The following is a 21,943-nucleotide window of genomic DNA, read 5'->3' as shown; positions in this document are numbered from 1 at the left end:
GACTCTTTTCCAAAAACAAGGTCGCCCGCCATGCCCCCTTCGCCCCAGCGCCTTGCGCTCACTCTCGGCCTGCTGGTCAGCAGCGGTTTTGCCGATGCGGCGCCCGCGCCAACCAAGACGCTGCAGATCGACACGCCCACTACCACCGGGCAAACCCTCGGCGGTAGCGACTCGTTGACGATTTCGGCACCGGGCAGCATCACGACTTCCAAAGTCGCGGTGACCTTGAAGGACGGCACCACCGGCAATGGCGTGGTGATCGACAACGCCGGCAGCATTACCTCCACGGGTGGCCGGGCCATCGACAGCAGCGGCGATCTCACCGCCGCGCGCAACTACAGCATCTACAACCGCGCCGGCGGCGTGATCCAGGGTGCCAACGACGCGCTGCGCATCGACAGCAATTTCGCCAGCGGCAGCCTGTTGATCGACAACAGCGGCACCATTCGCTCTGCCACCGGCCAAGGCCTGGACCTGGATGCGATCCGCAGCCCCAACGTCACCACCACTATCATCAACCGCCAGGGCGGGTTGATTCGCGGCGACGCCAGCGACGGCATGAAGACCGGCGGCAACGCCAGCATCACCAACTACGGCGAGATTTCCACCGGCGACACTCACTCGCGCGATGACAAATTCGACGGCGTCGACATCGACTCCGCCACCGGCGTGACCGTCACCAACTACGGCCTCATCTCCGGCGGGCGCCACGGCATCACCACCGACCTGGGCGCCACGCTGACCAACTACGGCACGGTGATCGGCCGTAACGGCTCGGGCTTTGGCTCCGACGGCGACGGCACGGTGATCAACCACGGCACCATCACTGGCGCATTCTCCGGACTGCAGCCGGATGGCGACGGCGACGGCGTGGACATCGACAAGATCGCCCACATCGAAAACTACGGAGTCATCCAGGGCGTAGGCGCCGGTGGCGTCGACAAGAACGGCTTTGCCAACGGCAGCGAAGGCATCGCCCTTGGCGGTGGCTATGTGTTCAACGGTGTCGGTGCGCTGGTGAGCGGCGCCAATAACGCGGTGCTGGTGGACGACGGCAGCGACGGCTCGGGACTGGCAGCCACGACCCTGATCAACCACGGCACCATCCAGGGCCTGGATGGCTTCGGCGTGAAGTTCGTCGGCGAGTTTGCCGACACGGTGGTCAACGCTGGCTTGATCAGCGGCAGCAACGGCCTGGCCCTGGATTTGGGCGGCGGCGATGACAAGCTGACCCTGCTCGGCGGCAGCCGTTTTGTCGGCGTGGTGGATGGCGGCACGGGATATGACCGCGTGATCATGGACGACGCCGCCGGCGGCAGTTTCGGCGACAGCCGCAACTTTGAATGGCTGGACGTGAAGCAAGGCACCTGGACCCTCACCGGCAGCGGTGACTTCAGCGATGGCGGCGAGATTTTCAGCGGCGCGAAGCTGATCAACCAAGGCGGGATCGCCGGCAACGTGACCGTCGATGAAGGCGGTATTTATGCCGGTGGCGGCAGCGTCGGCAGCCTGTTGGTCAAAGGCACGTTGCAGACAAACACTGCACTCGGCACCGCCAGCATCATCCGCGACCTGACCATGACCAGCGGCTCGACCCTGGCCTATGGCGTGAATGCCGACGGCAGCAGCGCTCCAGTCCAGGTCGGTGGCACGGCCTACCTGAATGGCGCGACCCTGGCGGTCAATCCCGGCACCGGCACCTACCCGTGGCAAAGCCATTACACGGTGCTGCAGGCCGGCAGCATCAATGGCACATTCGGCAAGGTCACCAGCGACTATGCCTTCCTCACCCCCACCCTGGATTACAGCCCTACCCAGGTTGGCCTGACCTATACCCGCAACGACGTGGCCTTCAATCAGTTCGCCAACACCGGCAACGGCACCAGCGCCGCCAACGCCCTGGCAACCCTGGGCAACAATAACCCGCTGTATAACGCCCTGCTCAACACCACCAACAGCAGCGCCGGTGCCGCCATCGAGCAACTGGCAGGCAGCAGCACTGCCAACCTGACCAGCGCGACCCTCGGCGCCAGCGCCCAGGTCGGCAACAGCATGCTCAGCGCCATGCATCAACTGGGCGGCGGCGCAGGATTGCTGGTGGGCCTTGATCAAAAAGACACCCCCGTTCTGGCCGCCACTGGCGTACCCGCCGAAGCTCGTAACCTCAACGATCCGAATGCCCGAGGCCGCCTGTGGCTGCAAGGCATCGGCAGCTACGGCAAGCTCGACGGCGACCACGGCAGTAACGGCTTGACCCAGCGCACCAAAGGCAGTGTGCTGGGGGCCGATTGGGCACTCGATTCGGAGTGGCGCGTGGGCGTACTGGGCGGTTACTCGAAGACCGACCTGGACACCACCGGCGTCGATGGCAGCGTCGACAGCTGGCACGCCGGCGTCTACGCCATGCGCCAGAGTGGACCGCTGGCCTTGCGCCTTGGTGCTGCCTACAGTGGGCATCAAGGGGACAGCAAACGCACCGTGACCTTCGACGGTTTCAGCGATCGCCCCAAAGGTGACTACGACGCCAACAGCCAACAAGCCTTCGCCGAACTGGGTTATGCCTTGGGCAGCGGGCGTCTGAGCGCCGAGCCGTTCGCCAACCTCGGCTACCAGCGCTACCACCGCGACAGCTACAACGAAAAAGGCGGTGCTGCGGCCCTGCATGTCGACGGGCAAACCCAGGACAATTTCAGCAGCACGTTCGGCCTGCGCCTGGCACACCTGAGCCAGCTCGACAATGGCATCAGCCTCACGCCACGGGTCAGCGCCGGCTGGAAACACACCTACGGCGATGTCGACAGCAGCACTCGCCAGGCCTTCCTGATGGGCGGTACCGCGTTCAACGTCGAAGGCAGCGCACTGGACCGTGACAGCTTGATGCTGGAGGCCGGGCTGGATGTTGGCCTGTCGGCCCGCCACACGCTGGGTGTGGGCTACAGCGGCGAAATAGGCAGTAACAGCCGCAATCACGGGTTGATCGGGCAATGGCAGATGAGTTTTTAATCGCAGCCCACTAGAGACATCTCTGGCAAGGCAAGGGTGGATAGCCTGACATTTATCCGCCCTTTACCTCGCTAGATTTCCCGACCTCATACATCAAGAGGTTCGGTTTACATGCCACTCCTACAGAAACAGCTCGCTGTCGCCATCATCTTCGCACTGGGAGCCAACAGCGCCCAATTCGTCCAGGCGCAAGAGGAGATTGATCCAGACAGCGAGTGGCTCACCCCACAACCGGCGGTAGGCCAGCAGGGCCACCCGTATCCCAAGCCACCCGAGCCCACTCCCGACTTCTACTTCGCCGACCAAGCGACCACCCGCAACGGCCAGCAGGTCGCTCGCGTCTTGGACTCGGCCGTGGATACCCTTCTCGAGTCGGGAAAGCTCAACGAATGGCAAGAATATCAACTGGAAAGCTTCACCCGGGACCTCGACAATCTGGCACCAGGCCGTGCGGGTGCGGTCCTTGAGCAACTGGCAGGCAGCCAGAACGCCAACCTTGGCACCGCCACTCAAGACAGCATGAAACAGCTCAATAGCAGCCTGCTTTCAGCCATGCGCCAACTGAGCGACGACCGCAACGTCAGCAATGGCGCAGGCAATGGTCGCGTCTGGCTCCAGGCTCTGGGCGACGCTGGCAAGCTCGATGGGCAGCACGGTAGCGCGGGTCTGGATCGCCGAACCACTGGCCTGATGCTGGGTGGCGACTGGGCAGTGAATGACGCATGGCGAGTGGGTGTAATGGGCGCCAAGTCTGCCAGCGACCTGAGCGCCAAACGCTTCAAGGGTGACCTGGACAGCTGGCACCTTGGTGGTTACGCGGTGCGGCAGGACGGGCCCCTGGCCCTGCGCCTGGGTGCGATCTACAGCGGCCATGCCGGCCAATCCAAACGCTCCGTGGACTTTGACTTCGTCGATTATCGCGAGCAGGCCAAAGGCAAATACAACGCCCAAAGCCAGAACGCTTTCGCCGAACTGGGCTATCAACTGGACAAGGGCAGCTTCAGCGTCGAACCCTTTGCCGGTGTCGGCTACCAGCGCTATCACCGTGACAGCTACCAGGAAAAAGGCGGCTTCACAGCGCTGAACGTCGGCACCCAGACCCAGGAAAACCTCAGCAGTACCTTCGGCCTGCGCATGACCAGCGCGTTTGAGCTGGACAACCGGATGACCTTGAAACCGCATCTGAGCACTAGCTGGAAGCATCTCTACGGCGACGTGGACAGCAGCGTGCGCCAATCCTCAGCCTTGATAAAACGACCAAGCTTCAACAGTGACTTCAGCATCGAAGGCACCTCCCTTGACCGTGACAGCCTCGCCTTGCATACCGGGCTCGACCTGGCACTCTCGACACAACAGACCATGGGCCTGGCCTATACCGCCGAGGTCGGCGGCAACAGCCTTCAACAAGGACTGATGGGCAACTGGCGGATGGCGTTCTAACCTCGGTGAATTGAGGAAGAATCCCGCAAGCATCGGCCCGATGGCCTGACAGTCAACAACCCGGGTTGCTCGCTACATTCCGGTCTCTTTCACCCAAGAGGCCGGAACATTATGTCGTCGACAATCCCGTACCTTCCTTCCCTAGGCTCCCTGCTGGCCTACGGCACTCGGTCACTCGCCGAGGCCGTCGCACCTCGCCCACCTTCAGCCGCCCCCGTCGGTGGAAACTTCACCTCCATCTCCGTAACCCTCAACAATGGGGCAGGACTGGACATCGATAATGTCAGCCAGCTGATTTCCCCCTACGCCAAAACCGGTCCCCGCACTTCACTGCGAGGCATCGAAATCACCAACTCGCCTACCGCCACGACCCAGGGCCTTTCAAGCGCCGGCCAGAATCCTGTCTGGCTGGAAAACCAGGGCCTTATCGAAAACAAAAAGGGCACCGGGGTAAAACTTGCGGGCAACCAGGCGGACGAGGTGGTGAACGCAGGCCTGATCAAAGGCAGCAACGGCATTGCCCTGGACATGGGCGGCGGCGACGACCTGTTGATTGTGCGCGGCAGCGGCGGTTTCGACGGCGCCGTCGACGGAGGCAGCGGCACCAACCAGGTGCTGCTGGACAGCGCCAAGGGTGGCACCTTTGACGGTGCCAGCCAGATGCAACACCTCTGGGTCGGCAGCGGCACCTGGACCTTGACCGGCCCCGTGCCCGCCAACCAGAAGGGTGAGGTCTACGCCGACGCAACCCTGATCAACAAAAGCCGAATCGGTGGGGAGATGCACATACGCCCGGGCGGCACCTACGCAGGTGGCACCATTGGCAGCCTGAATGTCGCGGGCACCCTGCTGCTCGACCCGGCCACGAAGTCGCAGACCAGGATCAAGGACACCTTGAGCCTTGAACCGGATTCGACACTGGCCTTCAAGGTCGGCAAGGACGAAGCCCACAGCACGTTGAAAGTCGAGAACCGCGCCGTCTTGAATAACGCCACGCTGAACATCGACGTCACGGCCGAGAATGACCAGCTTCTGGGGCGCCAGCTACGGGTGGTTGATGCCCAGCAGGTAGACGGCCAGTTCGGCACGGTCACCAGCAACCTGAAGGCCTACACCCCCGAGCTGATCTACACCCCAACCGGGGCTTCTGTGGCGTTCAAACCCAAGGAAGCCGTGGCGGCCTGAGGGCAAATTCCAGGCGAAAAAAAAGGGGGCACATGCCCCCCCGAGGTTTAAGCGGTAATCTCGAAGGCTGTTGATCAGCCTTCGATTTCAATCAGGATTTCACCCGGGTTGACCCGGTCGCCCTTGGCCACATGAACGGCGGTGACCTTGCCGGCGATAGACGCCTGTACTTCGGTCTCCATCTTCATCGCTTCAGTGATCAACACGGCCTGGCCGGCTTTCACCACATCGCCTTCCTTGACCAGCACGTCGACGATATTGCCCGGCATTGCGGTGCTGACATGGCCCGGCGCGGTAGCGTGCTTGCGCTTGCTGCCGCCGCTGCTGACGAATTCGTTGAGCGGTTCGAACACCACTTCTTCGGGCATGCCGTCGATGGACAGGTAGAAGTGGCGCTTGCCTTCAGCCTTGACGCCCACGCCGGTGATATCCACGCGGTAGCTTTCGCCGTGCACGTCGATCACGAACTCGGTCGGCACGCCTTCACCACCGGCACGGGCCACGCCGCCGGCTTCAGGAATCGGCAACAGCACTTCAGGGCTCAAGGTGCCGGCATCACGCTCTTCGAGGAACTTGCGCCCGATGTCCGGGAACATGGCGTAGGTCAGCACGTCTTCTTCGGACTTGGCCAACGCGCCGATTTCGCCGCGCAGCTTGGTCATTTCCGGCTTGAGCAGATCGGCCGGACGGACGTCGATCACCTCTTCGCTGCCGATGGCCTGGCGCCGCAATTTTTCGTTCACGGTACCCGGCGCCTTGCCGTAGCCGCCTTGCAGGTACAACTTCACTTCGTTGGTGATGGTCTTGTAGCGCTCGCCGGCCAGCACGTTGAAGAACGCCTGGGTGCCGACGATCTGCGAAGTCGGGGTAACCAGCGGCGGGAAGCCGAGGTCTTCACGAACGCGCGGGATTTCGGCCAGCACTTCGCTCATGCGGTTCAGCGCGCCCTGCTCTTTCAACTGGTTGGCCAGGTTGGAAATCATCCCGCCCGGTACCTGGTTGACTTGCACACGGGTGTCGACCGCCGTGAATTCGCTTTCGAACTGGTGGTACTTCTTGCGCACGGCGTAGAAGTACAGCCCGATTTCCTGCAGCAGTTCCAGGCTCAGGCCGGTGTCGAATTCGCTGCCTTTGAGGGCGGCGACCATCGACTCGGTGCCCGGGTGGCTGGTGCCCCAGGCGAAGCTGGAGATGGCGGTGTCGATATGGTCGGCGCCGTTTTCGATCGCCTTGAGTTGGCACATCGCGGCCAGGCCGGCGGTGTCATGGGAGTGAATGAAGATAGGCAGGCTTTGCTCTGCTTTCAGCGCCTTGACCAGTTCGCCGGTGGCGTATGGCGTCAGCAGGCCGGCCATGTCCTTGATCGCCACCGAGTCGCAACCCATGGCTTCCATTTGCTTGGCCTGGGCCACGAACGCCTCGATGGTGTGCACCGGGCTGGTGGTGTAGGCGATGGTGCCCTGGGCATGTTTGCCGGCCGCTTTTACCGCTTCGATGGCCACCCGCAGGTTACGCACGTCGTTCATCGCGTCGAAGATGCGGAACACGTCGATACCGTTGACGGCAGCCTTGGCGACGAAGGCTTTGACCACGTCGTCGCTGTAGTGGCGATAGCCCAACAGGTTCTGGCCACGCAGCAGCATTTGCAGGCGCGTGTTGGGCAATGCCGCACGCAGTTTGCGCAGGCGCTCCCACGGGTCTTCTTTCAGAAAGCGCACGCAGGCGTCGAAGGTCGCGCCGCCCCAGACTTCCAGGGACCAGTAGCCGACTTTGTCGAGCTTGTCGCAGATCGGCAGCATGTCGTCAGTGCGCATGCGGGTCGCCAGCAACGATTGGTGGGCGTCGCGCAGGATGGTGTCGGTTACGAAGATCTTTTTAGTCATTGGAATGTTCCTCACAGGCCTGCGTGGGCGGCGATGGCGGCGGCGATGGCCAGGGCCAGCTCTTCGGGTTTGCGCTTGATCGAGTAGTTGGTCAGCTCAGGGTGGCTTTCCACAAAACTGGTGTTGAACTGGCCGCTGCGGAATTCCGGGTTACGCAGGATTTCCTGGTAGTAGGCGGCAGTGGTCTTCACGCCTTGCAGGCGCATGTCGTCCAGGGCGCGCAGGCCACGGTCCATGGCTTCTTCCCAGGTCAACGCCCACACCACCAGCTTCAGGCACATGGAGTCGTAGAACGGCGGGATGGTGTAGCCGGTGTAGATCGCCGTGTCGGTACGCACGCCGGGACCGCCGGGCGCGTAATAACGGGTGATCTTGCCGAAGCTGGGCAGGAAGTTATTCTTCGGGTCTTCGGCGTTGATGCGGAACTGCAACGCGAAACCCCGGTGCTGAATATCTTCCTGCTTGACCGACAGCGGCAGGCCCGACGCAATGCGGATCTGCTCACGCACAATGTCGATGCCGGTGATTTCTTCGGTGATGGTGTGTTCCACCTGCACCCGGGTGTTCATCTCCATGAAGTACACCTCGCCCTCGGCGAGCAGGAACTCCACGGTGCCGGCATTCTCGTAGCCCACGGCTTTGGCGGCACGCACCGACAGGTCGCCGATGTAGGCGCGCTGTTCAGGGGTCAGCTGGGGGCTTGGGGCGATTTCGATCAGCTTCTGGTTACGGCGCTGGATCGAGCAATCACGCTCGAACAGATGCACCACGTTGCCGAAGCTGTCACCGAGGATCTGCGCCTCGATGTGCTTGGGATTGACGATGCATTTTTCCAGGAACACCTCCGCCGAACCGAACGCCTTGGTGGCTTCGGAAATCACACGAGGGAAGGCTTGTTCGAGTTCTTCACGGCTGTTGCAGCGACGAATGCCGCGACCGCCACCACCGGAAGTTGCCTTGAGCATCACCGGGTAACCGATACGGTCGCCTTCGGTGAGGGCTTCAGCAATGTCGGCAACGTTACCTTCGGTGCCAGGGGTGACCGGCACACCGGCCTTGATCATGCTGCGGCGGGCTTCGGTCTTGTCGCCCATGCGACGAATCACTTCGGCCGACGGGCCGATGAACTTGATCCCACGTTCGGCGCAAATATCCGCCAGCTCGGCATTTTCCGAGAGGAAGCCGTAGCCGGGGTGCAGCGCGTCGCAACCGGTTTCCACCGCCAGGTTCACCAGCTTGCGCGGGTTCAGGTAGCCGGCCAATGGCTCGGCACCGATGCTGTGGGCTTCATCTGCGCGCTTTACATGCAGGGCATGGCGATCGGCGTCGGAATAGACCGCGACCGAACGGATGCCCATCTCGGCGCAGGCACGCACGATACGTACGGCAATCTCACCACGGTTGGCGATCAGGATCTTTTTTATCACTTGGAAATTCCCTTGAGCCGATTGCTACCTACTTCGACCCGCCGGAGCCGGGTCGGCGCGTGACCAAATGTTTCAAGCCAGTCGCGAGACACACACTATGCCCCTGTAGGGATTAACAAAAATCAATAATAATTGGGTTGTGTATAAGCAAAGACTTATAGTCAGGGCATCAGAGGTTGGCGGGAGTGCTTGAGTAATGCGTAAGTCATTGATGCGTATGACATTGCGTCAGTTGCAGATTTTCAATGAAGTCTGTGATTTGCGTTCCTATAGCCGCGCAGCCGAGGAAATGTCCCTCACGCAACCGGCCGTTAGCCTACAAATCAAGCAGCTGGAAGAGCTGCTGGGCCAGCCGTTATTCGATTACGTCGGCAAAAAGCTCTATATGACTGAAGCAGCTGAAGCCCTGCAACGGGCCAGCCGAGACATCTTCGGGCGCCTGGAAAACCTCGACATGCAGCTCTCTGACATGCAGGGCTCGTTGCAAGGCCAGCTGAAACTGGCGGTGGAATCCAGCGCCAAGTACTTCGTGCCGCACCTGTTTGCCGCCTTCAAGCGCCAGCACCCTGAGGTCAACCTGCACCTGACGGTGGTCAACCGCGCCCAGGTGATTCGCAGGCTGTCGGACAACCGCGATGACCTGGTGATCATGTCCATGGTGCCCCAGGACATGGGCCTGGAATTCCTGCCGTTCCTGAACAACCCGATTGTCGCGGTGGCGCCCCACGACCATCCGCTGAGCCATCAAGGGCCGTTGCGCCTGCAGGACCTTGAGCCTTACACCCTGCTGTTGCGCGAGCCGGGGTCCGGGACGCGGATGGCGTGCGAGGAGTACTTCAAGGAGAAGCGCGTGCACTTCACCCAGACGGTGGAAGTGTCTTCGGCCGAGGCGCAGCGCGAGTGCGTGACCGCCGGGTTGGGCGTGGCGCTGCTGACGCGCCACGCGGTCAACCTGGAACTGGCCACCGGCAGGCTCAAGGAGCTGCCGGTGGAAGAACTGCCGCTGTACCGCAGTTGGTGCCTGGTGCAGGCCAAGGCCAAGCGTCTGTCACCGGTGGCCCATGCCTTCCTGGGCTTTATCCGCAGCGAGCGGCTGCAAATCAGCGCGCTGGCTGAGCGCTTCGCTGGGCAGCTGCGGGCGCCTGCCAGTGGAGTTCCGGATAGTCACTGATGCTCTGTTGCAATTGGCGCTGATCGCAGCGGTCTTCAATTGCGCGACGGAAGGCCATGCGGCGCTGGTCTTCCTGTTGGCGGCGGGTTTTGACAGCGCTGTTGCTTTCTTCGTATTGCCGAGCCATTTCGAGTCTCCCAATGCGAGTAAGGGGAGTTCAGGATGGGCTCGGGCAATGACGGTTTAGCGGCACGGGGATGACAGGACGATGAATCTTCCGAGGCTCAAACACGATCAACTGTGGGAGCTGGCTTGCCTGCGATAACGGTGCATCAGCCAATGAAGATGGCAACTGACAGATCGCTATCGCAGGCAAGCCAGCTCCCACATTTTGACCGAGTATGCCCTTGAGTCAGTCGTCGAGGGCTTTTACGGACTTGGGTGACAACCGCAGACTGCGCAAGCTTCGCTTCACGCTCTTGAGGTGGTTGACCAGGCTCGGGCCCCGCGCCATGGCCACGCCCATCGCCAGCACGTCGATCACCACCAGGTGGGCGATACGCGAGGTCAATGGCGTGTAGATTTCGGTGTCTTCGTGCACATCGATCGCCAGGTTGACGGTCGACAGCTCCGCCAATGGCGTCTGGCTCGGGCACAGGGTAATCAGGGTCGCACCGCTTTCACGCACCAGGTTGGCGGTGATCAGCAAATCCTTGGAGCGGCCGGACTGGGAAATGCAGATCGCCACGTCGGTGGGCTTCAACGTCACTGCCGACATCGCCTGCATGTGCGGGTCACTGTAGGCCGCCGCCGTCAGCAGCAAACGGAAGAACTTGTGCTGGGCATCCGCCGCCACCGCACCGGACGCGCCGAAACCATAGAACTCCACGCGCTGGGCCTGGGACATGGCGGTCACGGCTTTTTGCAGCTCTACCGGGTCAAGCTTTTCCCGCACTTCCATCAGGGTATGCAGGGTGGTGTCGAAGATTTTCAGGCTGTAGTCGGCGACGGAGTCGTCTTCGTGAATCGCGAACTGCCCGAAGCTCGCACCGGCGGCGAGGCTCTGGGCCAGCTTGAGCTTCAAGTCCTGGAACCCGGAGCAACCAATGGCGCGGCAGAAGCGCACGATGGTCGGCTCGCTGATGCCCACGCTGTGGGCCAGGTCGGCCATGGAACTGTGCATCACAGCCGCAGGGTCAAGCAGCACGTGATCGGCAACCTTGAGTTCCGATTTGCGTAACAGGTGGCGCGACTGGGCGATATGTTGCAACAGGTTCAAAGGGCTGGACTCTTGTTATTGGCAGACGCCAGGGATGTAGCAAGCTTGTAGTTATACTACAAGAATTACCGATTTGCCCGCTCGATGCATCACTTAATCACGCTGCTGCCCGCTGAAACAGCGGGCAGGACCGATGTAGCCCCGCGTGCGGCTTGGGCTCAACTACGGAAAATCGGCATTTTTTCGTAACAAATCCGCCAGACCGTCCGCTTCCACCGGCCGACTGATCAAATAGCCCTGCACTTCATCGCATTGCTCGGCCCGCAGGAAATCCAGCTGCTGCTGATCTTCCACGCCCTCGGCCACCACCTTGAGCGACAGCCCGTGGGCCATGGCGATGATTGCACGGGTGATCGAGGCATCTTCGCGGCCCTGCCCGAGGCCTCGAATGAACGTCTGGTCGATCTTCACGTAGTCCACGGGGATGCGCTTGAGGTAACTGAGGGACGAGTAGCCGGTGCCGAAATCATCAATCGCCAGTTTCACACCCAAGTCGCGCAGTTGCTGGAAGGTCGAAATAATGTGTTCGACACTGTCGAGCAGTTGGCTTTCGGTCAGCTCCAGCTCCAGGTACTGCGGATCAAGCCCGGTTTCTTCCAACACCTGGCGCACCAGACTGACCAGCTTCCCTTGGCGCAACTGGTGCACCGACAGGTTGACCGACACACGGATCGGTTCCAGCCCCTGGCGCTGCCACTCACACGCTTGCCAGCAGGCCTGACGCAATACGAACTCCCCCAGCGGTACGATCAATCCGGTTTCTTCGGCCAGCCCGATAAAGTCCCCTGGCGGCACCATGCCCCAGTGCGGATGCTCCCAGCGAATCAACGCCTCAGCGGCATTCAGCTTGCCGCTGGCCAGGCACAGCTTGGGTTGGTAGAACACCGTGAGCTGGCGCTCATCAATCGCCTTGCGCAGCTGGTTTTCCAGCTGCAAGCGCTCCAGGGTGCTGGCTTGCAGGCTGTCGGTGTAGAACTGGAAATTATTCCCGCCCAGATGCTTGGCGTGCTGCATGGCCATGTTCGACTGGCTGACCAATGCGGATATTTCCCGTGCATTGTCGGGCAACAGGCTGACGCCCATTGAGGCGCTGACCACCAGCTCATGCCCTTCCACCGTCACCGGCACCCGCAACTTGGCCAGCAACCGCGTGGCCACCCGCGCCAGGCTCGACAGGTTGCCGTACGCATCGAACAACACGGCGAATTCATCGCCCGAGAGCCGCGCAATGGTGTCGGCTTCGGGCAAGGCGTTGATCAAGCGGCGGGCCATCTTCTGCAATAACTGGTCAGCCACTTCATGCCCGAGGCTGTCGTTGAGCAGCTTGAAACGGTCCAGGTTGATATGCAGCAGGGCCAGGCTGCGGCCGCCCTGGCGCACACGTTGATGAGCTTCCCGCAGCCGCTCGCGGAACAACGAACGGTTGGCCAACCCGGTCAATTCATCGTAATGAGTGAGGTAGCGCATGCGCTCCTCGGACTCGCGCCGCGCGGACAGATCGGCGAAGAAGCCGACGATATGGCTGACATTTCCCCGAATATCGCGCACCACGTTCAGTTGCAGCCATTGCGGGTAGAGCTCGCCGTTCTTGCGGGTTTCCACCAGTTCGCCCTGCCAGGTGCCGTGGCTAAGCAGCGCCTGGCGGATTACCGGGAAGTGACGCCGTGCGTCGCGGCTGCTGGGGAGTTCGACGACATTGCGGCCGATCATGTCGTCAATGTCGAAGCCGGTGACGCGGCTGAACGCCTGGTTGACCGCTACCAGCACGTAGTCCGGGTCCAGGATCACAATGCCTTCACTGGCCGCCTCGAACACCGTCGAGGCCAGGCGCTGCTGTTCTTCCAGAGCTTTGCCAGCACTGATGTCGCGGCGGGTGCCGAGCATCCGCGTGACGCGTCCGCCGGGCGAGCGCTCCACGGCGCGGCCACGGTCCTGAATCCACACCCAATGGCCATCGCCATGGCGCACCCGGTACTCCACCAGGTAATCCTCGCTGCGGCCTTTCAGGTGTTCCACCAGCGCACGCTTGAGCAGCGGTAAATCGTCCGGGTGCAGACGCGGCTTGAGATGGCTGAGCATCGCCGTGACGTATTCCGGCTCCAGGCCGAACAGTTCCTTGAGTTGGGTGTGGTGGACCTCGTCGGTTTGCAGGTTCCAGTCCCACAGGCCCAGTTCGCTGGCCTGCAATGCCATCGCCAGGCGCGCCTCGCTTTTGCTCAGGGCCAGGCTGGCGACATCCAGTTCCTGGCTACGCTGATCGACGCGCTGTTGCAGGCCGATCTGCGCCTCGCGCAACTCTTGCTCGACCTGGCGTCGCTGCTCCACTTCACGCACCAGTTCCTGATTCAACTGCTCGCTGCGCTGCTGCGCTTGCTGCAGGTGCTCGATCAACGCCTGGTTCTGGAAGCGCCTGAGCAGCCCGCGCTGGATCAGGCGGTTGACCTGCCACGCCACCAGACTCAGGGAGGCCAGCAGAATCAGGCCCAAAAAGCCCCAACCCTGCTGCTGCGGGTCGCCGGTCCAGAATAAATAGAGGATGGCCGGCACCAGACAGGGCAAGGCAAACGACAGAAACGCAGGCAGGCTGACGGCGTAGGCCACACTCGCGGACAAGGTCGCCGCGCCGAGCAAGCCGAACACCCAGGCCTGTTGCGCGAAGCTGTCCACCGGCACCAGGGCGATGGCAGCGCTGGCCAGCGTCAGGCCGCTGACGGCCGAGCCCAGCATGAACATGCGGCGCCAGATCGGCAGCGCCTGACGACTCGGCATGGCCGAATCGAACGCCGCCACCTGAATCACCCGCAGCGCCACCAGCGTCAGCAGCCACACCAGCCAAATGCTGTCCAGCAGGTAACGCTGCGGGCTCCAGAGTAACCAGGCGCAGACCAGTCCGTTCACCAGCATTAATAAGGTAGGCAGCAGGGAGCCCTGGTAAAGCAGGCGCGTGCGCTCGACCGCCATCTCCATGGCGTAGTGCTTGCGGATAACCTGCGCCGGCGCCACCGAGGGGCCAGCCAGGTCAATGCTAAGGGTCATAGGCAGTGTTCTTATAATGGTGAGCCCGAAACGTCGACGGAGCATACACAAGCAAACGCTCGGGCCAAACTGCTCCACGTCATAAAAACAGCGCGATAATCAGGCGCAAACCTTGGAGCCAGACAGCTTGAGTGAGACAGGGCGCGGGCTGTGGGCGATGACCGACCGGTCATCACCGTGAATAGATTGTTGCCTTATCCAGTGCAGGCCCTGAAGTTTTCCCGCGACCATCCGGCATTGGGATTTGCCCGACTCCCCCGGGCACCCTAGAATGCGCCGATGCGCGATGATCTCTCCCTTTTGCTGAACTCCCTCAACGATGCCCAACGCCAGGCCGTAGCTGCCCCCGTTGGCCGTCAGTTGGTCCTGGCCGGTGCTGGCTCCGGTAAAACCCGAGTGCTGGTGCACCGTATCGCCTGGTTGATCCAGGTCGAGAACGCCTCGCCTCACTCCATCCTGTCGGTGACCTTCACCAACAAGGCCGCTGCGGAGATGCGTCATCGCATCGAGCAGTTGATGGGCATCAGCCCGGCCGGCATGTGGGTGGGCACCTTCCACGGTCTGGCGCACCGCCTGCTGCGGGCCCATTGGCAGGAAGCCGGCCTGAGCCAGACCTTCCAGATTCTCGACAGCGACGACCAGCAACGCCTGGTCAAGCGGGTGATCCGCGAGCTGGGCCTGGACGAACAACGCTGGCCGGTCCGTCAGGCCCAGTGGTTTATCAATGGCCAGAAAGATGAAGGCCTGCGCCCGCAACATATCCAGGCCAGCGGCGACCTGTTCCTGGCGACCATGCGCAGCATTTATGAAGCCTATGAAGTGGCTTGCCAACGCGCCGGTGTGATCGACTTCTCCGAACTGCTGTTGCGCGCCCTCGACCTGTGGCGCGACAACCCGGGCTTGCTGGCGCACTACCAGAAGCGTTTCCGCCACATCCTGGTGGACGAGTTCCAGGACACCAACGCCGTGCAGTACGCCTGGTTGCGCCTGCTGGCCAAAGGCGGCGACAGCTTGATGGTGGTGGGCGACGACGACCAGTCGATCTACGGCTGGCGTGGCGCGAAAATCGAGAACATCTACCAGTACAGCGACGACTTCCCGGACGCCGAAACCATTCGCCTGGAGCAGAACTACCGCTCCACCGCCGGGATTCTCAAGGCCGCCAACGCCTTGATCGCCAACAACACCGGGCGCCTGGGCAAAGAGCTGTGGACCGACGGCGGCGAAGGCGAGGCGATCAACCTGTACGCCGCCTTCAACGAACACGATGAAGCGCGCTACGTGGTGGAAACCATCGAAAGCGCCCTGAAAACCGGCCTGGCCCGCAGCGATATCGCGATTCTTTATCGTTCCAACGCCCAATCACGGGTGCTGGAAGAGGCCTTGCTGCGCGAGCGCATTCCGTACCGTATCTATGGCGGCCAGCGCTTCTTCGAACGTGCTGAAATCAAGAACGCCATGGCCTACCTGCGCTTGCTGGAAGGTCGTGGCAACGATGCGGCGCTGGAGCGGGTGATCAATATCCCGGCCCGCGGCATTGGCGAGAAGACCGTCGAGGCGATTCGCGACCATGCACGCCACAGCGATGTGTCGATGTGGGAAGCCATGCGCCTGCTGATCGCCAACAAGGGCCTGACCGGCCGTGCGGCCGGTGCGTTGAGCGTGTTTGTCGAGCTGATCGAGAACCTGGCCGCCAAGTGCATGGAAATGCCCCTGCACCTGATGACCCAGACCGTGATCGAGCAGTCCGGCCTGATCGCCTACCACGAAGCGGAAAAAGGCGAGAAAGGCCAGGCCCGGGTAGAAAACCTTGAGGAACTGGTCAGCGCCGCCCGCGCGTTCGAAAACACTGAAGAAGACGAAGACCTGACGCCACTCGCGGCATTCCTCGGCCATGCTTCGCTGGAGGCCGGCGACACCCAGGCTGACGAGCACGAAGACAGCATCCAGCTGATGACCTTGCACAGCGCCAAGGGCCTGGAATTCCCGTACGTGTTCCTGGTGGGCATGGAAGAAGGCCTGTTCCCCCACAAGATGAGCCTGGAAGAGCCCGGCCGCCTGGAAGAGGAACGCCGCCTGGCCTATGTGGGCATCACCCGGGCCATGCAGAACCTGGTGATGACCTACGCCGAAACGCGGCGCCTGTACGGCAGTGAGACCTACAACAAGGTCTCGCGCTTCGTACGTGAAGTGCCGAAAGGGCTGATTCAGGAAGTGCGCCTGTCCAACAGCGTCAGCCGACCATTCGGCGGCGGCCAGCAGCAGAACTCCAGCAGCATGTTCGCTGGCTCGGAAATCCCCGAAACACCGTTCAGCCTTGGCCAGCAGGTCAAGCATGCGATCTTTGGCGAAGGCGTGATCCTCAACTTCGAAGGCGCCGGCGCCCAAGCCCGGGTGCAGGTGAACTTCGCCGAAGGCAGCAAGTGGCTGATGATGGGCTACGCCAAGCTCGAAGCAATCTGAAACAACTGCAGAACATGAAGGATGTTGCCCCGCCCTTGTATTTGGCAGCGGTGGGGCCAATATCTGTACTAAGTCCTACAGACGATTCGGTATTGGCCCTACGCAAAAGCCCGAAACACTATGCCGCTAGCCACTGACATCACACCTGTGCAACATGGCGCGCGTGCAATCCACAAATGGGAATTCCCTTTATGAAACGTTTTCTTAGCATCGCCATGGCGTTGTGCATCGGCCTGACGATGAGCCTCGACGCCAACGCCAAGCGCTTCGGTGGCGGCAAATCCATGGGCTCGGCCCCGAGCCACCAGACCAGCCAAATGGCCCCATCCGGCGGCGGCATGGGCGGCGCAGCTGCGACCGCTGGCGCGGCCGGTGCCGCAGGCGCTGCTGCCAAGGCTGGCGGTGCTTCGCGCTGGTTGGGCCCTCTGGCCGGTATCGCGGCCGGTGGCCTGCTCGCCTCCATGTTCATGGGCGGCGGCTTCCAGGGCATGCAGATCTTCGACATCCTGATCATGGCGGTCATCGCCTTCCTGATCTTCCGCTTTATCGCCGCCCGTCGCCGCAAGCAGCAGGAGCACATGGCTCCAGCTGGCGCGCCGATGCAGCGTGAAGTGTTCGAGCAGAAGCCTGCTGCAATGGGTTCGATCTTCGGTGGTTCGGCGGCTCCTGCCGCCGCTCGTCCGGTGATCAACGCGCCAGCCTGGTTCAACGAAGAGCGTTTCGTCGAAGCGGCCCGCAGCCACTTCCAGTCCCTGCAGCAACACTGGGACGCCAACGAAATGGACAAGATCGCCGAGTTCGTGACCCCGCAATTGCTGGAGTTCCTCAAGCGCGAACGTGCTGACCTGGGCGACGGCTTCCAGTCGACCTACATCGAAGACCTGAAAGTGCAGCTTGAAGGTGTGGATGACCGCGCCGACAAGACCATCGCCACCCTGACCTTCAGCGGCGTGTCGAAGACCTCGCGTTTCGACCAGGGCGAAGTGTTCAGCGAAAGCTGGAACATGGAACGCCCACAAGGCGAAAACCAGCCTTGGCTGGTCGCCGGTATCCGCCAGAACGGCTGATCCCTGCTCGCTTCGAGTATGCAGTAACAAAAACCCCGGACTTGTCCGGGGTTTTCTATTTCACGGTTGCACTTATAGCGAGCTACTGTATAAAACGCCCCTATAAACCGCGCCATCTAGCAAGAGGATCCCGGCCGTGGAAGAAGTTATCGAACAATTGCGTGAAGCCAACGAACCGGTACCGGTTCCTCTGGAGCTGCCTGACGAAGACCAACTGGTGGAAATCGAGGAACAACTGTTCATCGATATTCCGTTCGTCTTCCGTGAATTCCTGCTGACCGTCAGCGACGTGGTCTACGGCAGCCTGGAGCCGGTGACCGTCACCGACCCACAGTCCCACACCTACCTGCCAGACGTTGCCGCCAACGCTTGGGATGCCGGTGTTGACCGCAGCATGATCCCGATCTGCCAGGACGGCGACGATTACTACTGCGTCGAAGAAGACGGCACCGTGGTGCTGTGGTCCGGCGAAGAAGAACTCGTCACCGAAGAAACCTGGGAATCGGTGTGGCACTGGGCGCGGGACGTCTGGCTGGAAAGCTGATACCTACGGTGTGCCGAGGGCGCTTGTAGTGGCGAGCGAGCTTGCTCGCGCTGGGCTGCGAAGCAGCCCCAACCTCAGGCCCATTTAGTGCTCCGGCGTGTCCTTATGGTTATCCAGGGTCTCCAGCAAAGCGACCTGCATCCGCGTATGCACGCGGATGAACCAGCGCCAGAGCACGGCGGCCACCGCGGCCGTCACCACCGCGATCAGCACCAGCAACTTGTTGGTCGGCAGAATACTGGCCGACAAGGCTGCCAATAGCAGGAAAATCACCAGCAGCGAAAGAATCGGGATCACTTCGGCGATCACCCGGCGCACGCGCTGAGTGTGGCGCCCAGCCATCTCCGGCTTCACGCTCATCTCCGCCAGCAGCATCGACAGCGCCTTGAGCTTGCGGTACGCCGCGATCAGGAACGGCAGCGACAGCAGCAACGCCCCACCCCAGATCAATGCCTTCTGCCAGCTTGGATCGCTGATCCAGCCTTCCAGGTAGCTGCCAATACGCGCCGCGAAAAAGCTGCCGGCAAAGAAGATCGCCACTACCAGCGCCAGATTCACCCCCACCTGCAAAATGATCTTGCGGATCATCGACGCCAGCATCGCACCCTCGCCCTGGGGCTGAATACTGCGCAACCACTCGCCATACATCCCGAACACCCGGCTCATGCGCTTGGGCATCACGGCCGCAATCTTCAGCGACAGCGGGTCAGCGCCACGGATCAGATACGGGGTAAGCAGCGTGGTGATCGCAGAAACCGCCACCGCCACCGGATACAGGAAATCGCTGGTGACCTGCAACGTCATCCCCAGCGCGGCGATGATGAATGAAAACTCGCCAATCTGTGACAGGCCCATCCCCACCCGCAGCGAGGTGCGGCCATCGTTGCCGGCGATAAACGCCCCCAGCCCGCAGGACAACATCTTCCCCAGCACCACGGCCACGGTAATCACCGCGATCGGCCAGGCGTATTGCAAGAGGATTTGCGGGTCGATCATCAAACCAATGGCAACAAAGAAGATCGCACTGAACATGTCGCGAACCGGTTCGATCAGGCGTTCAATCTTCAACAATTGCCGGGATTCGGCCATGATCGCGCCGATCAGAAACGCCCCCAGCACCATGCTGTATTCCAGCTTGACCACCAGCAGGCAGAAGCCGAAGCACAGGCCCAGCACGGTGATCAGCAGCATTTCGTTGCTTTCGAACTTGGCTACGTACTCCAGCAAGCGTGGCACCAGCAAGATCCCGATCACCAGCGCGACGATCATGAACAACGACAGCTTGCCGACGGTGGAGAACACCTCGCCCGAGCTGACCGAACCGCTGACGGCGATGCTCGACAGCAAGGCGATGATGCCGATGCCGAGGATGTCTTCGACGATCAGCACGCCAAAAATCAGCTGGGCAAAGCGCTGGTTTTTCATCTTCAGGTCATTGAGTGCCTTGACGATGATGGTGGTGGAGGAAATCGCCAGGATCGCGCCCAGGAACAGTGAGTCCATGGTGTTCCAGTCGAACCAGCGGCCGATTTCGTAGCCGATCCAGATCATCAGGATGATCTCGAGGAACGCAGCAATGAACGCCGTGGCACCGACCCTGAACAGCTTGCGCAGGCTGAACTCCAGGCCCAGGCAGAACATCAGGAAGATCACCCCCAGTTCGGCCAGGGTCTTGATGGTGTCTTCGTCGTGGATCAGGCCAAACGGTGGGGTGTGCGGGCCGATAATAAAGCCGGCGACGATATACCCCAACACCACCGGCTGCTTGAGCCGATGGAACAGGATCGTCACCACCCCGGCCACCAGCATGATCACGGCCAGGTCCTGGATAAAGCTGATGGCGTGCATGGCGAGGGGCTCCTTGAGGGGTACTGGCGCTTTTCCCATTTCCACGCATTCGCCCCGAAAGGTCCAAATGAACGGAAAGAAAAGTCTGCCTTGATCGTAAGAATTGCCCCTGAGACGGGCTTTTGAAGGGTAACACCGCGACTTGCGACAGAAAGCCGGTGCAATATATGGAAACAGATCGCCCCGGGCGTGACGGCAAGCCGGGCCCCAGCGTCCCGTTATGAATGGCTCTGCAAAGATTCCAGCACCCGCAGAGGTGCCTCCCCACCCAATGCCTACAACCCGTGAGTGTGCTATGGAACCCGGAAACGCCCAGCTGTCGATGACAGTATTGATGACCCCTGACATGGCCAACTTTTCAGGCAATGTGCACGGCGGCACGCTGCTCAAATACCTCGACGAAGTGGCCTACGCCTGCGCCAGCCGTTATGCCGGCCGTTACGTGGTGACGCTGTCGGTGGACCAGGTGATTTTTCGCGAGCCGATCCATGTCGGCGAGCTGGTGACCTTCCTGGCCTCAGTCAACTACACCGGCAACACGTCGATGGAAGTGGGGATCAAGGTGGTCACCGAGAACATCCGCGAGCGTTCGGTGCGCCATACCAATAGCTGCTTCTTCACCATGGTCGCGGTGGATGACCAGCGCAAACCGGCCGCCGTACCGCCGCTGCAACCGCAGAACAGCGAAGACAAGCGCCGATTTGTGCAGGCTCAACAGCGCCGGCAGATTCGCCAGGAGCTGGAGAAGCGCTATCAGGAAATCAAGGCCGACGGGCCTTAAAGCCCTATTGGCGTCGCCTCAAAGCGAACCCGCGGATGGGCAATCCGGTCCTGGGCGCGCACCAGTTCCAGCTCATAGCTGGCGCACGCCTGGGTTTCCAGCAGCACTTCGTGCACTGCTGCAGCGGTGAACTCAAAGGCCGCCACCAGGCTGTCGCCCAACAACACCCGCGCCAAAAACAGGCCCGACGTCAGGTCACCCACGCCCACCGGCTGACGCGGGAACGCCAGCAACGGCCGGCGCAGGTGCCAGCTGCCTTCGGCTGTCACCAGTAGCATCTCGAAGCCGTCCGGCAGCTTGCCGGGATAATCCAGGTGCTTGACCAACACCGCTTTCGGCCCACGGGCCAGCAACGCACGGGCCATGCCCAGGCAATCGAACAGCGACTGTGGCTTGCGCCCGGCAAAGCTGTCCAACTCCAACTGGTTGGGGCACAGGAAGTCGGCCATCGCCGCCGCTTCGTCCAGCAGGAAGTCGCTGACCTCCTGGGGCACGATGCAGCCTTTCTCCGGATGACCCATCACCGGGTCGCACAGGTACAACGCCTTGGGGTTGATCGCCTTGATTCGCGCCACGCCGGTAAGGATCGCCCGCCCCTGGGCCGCACTGCCCAGGTAGCCGGAGAGCACCGCATCACAGTTGCCCAGCTCGCCAATCGCCGCGATGCCTTCCACCAGTGCAGGAATTTGCTGCGGCGCCAACACTTCTCCCGCCCACTGACCATACTGAGTGTGGTTGGAGAACTGCACGGTATTGAGCGGCCACACGTTCACCCCGACCCGTTGCATGGGGAACACGGCGGCGCTGTTTCCGGCGTGGCCAAAGACCACATGAGACTGGATCGCAAGCAGATGGGGCGTACGTTTCATGCAGGGG

The 21,943-nt window shown here is 61.6% G+C and carries 15 protein-coding genes; 8 read left to right on the top strand and 7 right to left on the bottom strand.

Translation table 11 applies throughout. From position 1 onward, the window contains the following. Positions 1–30: 30 nt before the first annotated feature. The 3 genes from K0H47_RS22465 to K0H47_RS22455 all read left to right on the top strand — a co-directional run bounded on the left by K0H47_RS22465 (position 31) and on the right by K0H47_RS22455 (position 5,628). Positions 31–3,003 carry an autotransporter domain-containing protein gene (locus K0H47_RS22465; RefSeq protein ID WP_219273675.1) on the top strand — a complete coding sequence of 991 codons (2,973 nt, stop codon included), beginning with the start codon at positions 31–33 and terminating at the stop codon, positions 3,001–3,003. 111 nt (positions 3,004–3,114) lie between these two features. After that, entirely contained in the window at positions 3,115–4,443 is a 1,329-nt protein-coding gene (locus K0H47_RS22460) for an autotransporter domain-containing protein (RefSeq protein ID WP_219273673.1), read from the top strand. Positions 4,444–4,554: 111 nt separating this feature from the next. Beyond that, positions 4,555–5,628, top strand: a complete 1,074-nt coding sequence (locus tag K0H47_RS22455; protein ID WP_219273671.1) for a hypothetical protein — start codon at positions 4,555–4,557, stop codon at positions 5,626–5,628. Positions 5,629–5,702: 74 nt separating this feature from the next. Here K0H47_RS22455 and oadA read toward each other — a convergent pair whose 3' ends face one another. Beyond that, positions 5,703–7,511, bottom strand: a complete 1,809-nt coding sequence (gene oadA, locus K0H47_RS22450) for a sodium-extruding oxaloacetate decarboxylase subunit alpha (protein ID WP_201140717.1) — start codon at positions 7,509–7,511, stop codon at positions 5,703–5,705. Positions 7,512–7,522: 11 nt separating this feature from the next. Continuing rightward, positions 7,523–8,938 carry an acetyl-CoA carboxylase biotin carboxylase subunit gene (locus K0H47_RS22445; protein WP_003213442.1) on the bottom strand — a complete coding sequence of 472 codons (1,416 nt, stop codon included), beginning with the start codon at positions 8,936–8,938 and terminating at the stop codon, positions 7,523–7,525. A 196-nt stretch (positions 8,939–9,134) separates the two neighbouring features. Here K0H47_RS22445 and K0H47_RS22440 point away from each other — a divergent pair, with 196 nt between their 5' ends. Beyond that, complete coding sequence (locus K0H47_RS22440) at positions 9,135–10,109, top strand: LysR family transcriptional regulator (protein WP_063033791.1); 975 nt, start codon at positions 9,135–9,137, stop codon at positions 10,107–10,109. Here the strand turns inward: K0H47_RS22440 and K0H47_RS31195 are convergent. From K0H47_RS31195 to K0H47_RS22430, 3 genes are all read right to left on the bottom strand, one after another. After that, entirely contained in the window at positions 10,039–10,236 is a 198-nt protein-coding gene (locus tag K0H47_RS31195; protein ID WP_081253237.1) for a PA3496 family putative envelope integrity protein, read from the bottom strand. The genes K0H47_RS22440 and K0H47_RS31195 overlap by 71 nt on opposite strands. 225 nt (positions 10,237–10,461) lie before the next feature. Further along, positions 10,462–11,328 (bottom strand): transcriptional regulator HexR, encoded by an 867-nt coding sequence (gene hexR, locus K0H47_RS22435; protein WP_010168370.1) that lies wholly within the window; start codon positions 11,326–11,328, stop codon positions 10,462–10,464. A 162-nt stretch (positions 11,329–11,490) separates the two neighbouring features. Then, positions 11,491–14,364 (bottom strand): EAL domain-containing protein, encoded by a 2,874-nt coding sequence (locus K0H47_RS22430; protein WP_177069887.1) that lies wholly within the window; start codon positions 14,362–14,364, stop codon positions 11,491–11,493. A 279-nt stretch (positions 14,365–14,643) separates the two neighbouring features. Here K0H47_RS22430 and uvrD point away from each other — a divergent pair, with 279 nt between their 5' ends. The 3 genes from uvrD to K0H47_RS22415 all read left to right on the top strand — a co-directional run bounded on the left by uvrD (position 14,644) and on the right by K0H47_RS22415 (position 18,438). Further along, a complete protein-coding gene (gene uvrD, locus K0H47_RS22425; RefSeq protein ID WP_003213452.1) occupies positions 14,644–16,827 on the top strand; it encodes a DNA helicase II in 2,184 nt (727 codons plus the stop codon). Positions 16,828–17,018: 191 nt separating this feature from the next. Continuing rightward, positions 17,019–17,894: a Tim44 domain-containing protein gene (locus K0H47_RS22420; protein ID WP_017476777.1), complete on the top strand. Its 876-nt coding sequence runs from the start codon at positions 17,019–17,021 to the stop codon at positions 17,892–17,894. 136 nt (positions 17,895–18,030) lie between these two features. After that, entirely contained in the window at positions 18,031–18,438 is a 408-nt protein-coding gene (locus K0H47_RS22415; protein ID WP_003213456.1) for an SMI1/KNR4 family protein, read from the top strand. Between the two features lie 84 nt (positions 18,439–18,522). On the opposite strand, the gene K0H47_RS22410 is transcribed toward K0H47_RS22415, so the two are convergent. Next, a complete protein-coding gene (locus K0H47_RS22410; protein WP_063033788.1) occupies positions 18,523–20,286 on the bottom strand; it encodes a cation:proton antiporter in 1,764 nt (587 codons plus the stop codon). A gap of 295 nt (positions 20,287–20,581) precedes the next feature. On the opposite strand from K0H47_RS22410, the gene K0H47_RS22405 reads away from it, so the two are divergent. Then, positions 20,582–21,067, top strand: coding sequence for an acyl-CoA thioesterase (locus K0H47_RS22405; protein ID WP_003213461.1), 486 nt, complete (start codon positions 20,582–20,584; stop codon positions 21,065–21,067). Here the strand turns inward: K0H47_RS22405 and pdxY are convergent. Beyond that, positions 21,064–21,936, bottom strand: a complete 873-nt coding sequence (pdxY, locus tag K0H47_RS22400; protein ID WP_063033787.1) for a pyridoxal kinase PdxY — start codon at positions 21,934–21,936, stop codon at positions 21,064–21,066. The two genes, K0H47_RS22405 and pdxY, sit on opposite strands and share 4 nt — an antisense overlap. Positions 21,937–21,943: the final 7 nt, after the last annotated feature.

The organism is Pseudomonas sp. Xaverov 83 (assembly GCF_019352905.1).
GTDB classification, from domain to species: Bacteria; Pseudomonadota; Gammaproteobacteria; order Pseudomonadales; family Pseudomonadaceae; genus Aquipseudomonas; species Aquipseudomonas yamanorum.
The sequence above is the reverse complement of the archived record's forward strand: the minus strand, read 5'-3'. Positions and strand labels throughout refer to the sequence as shown.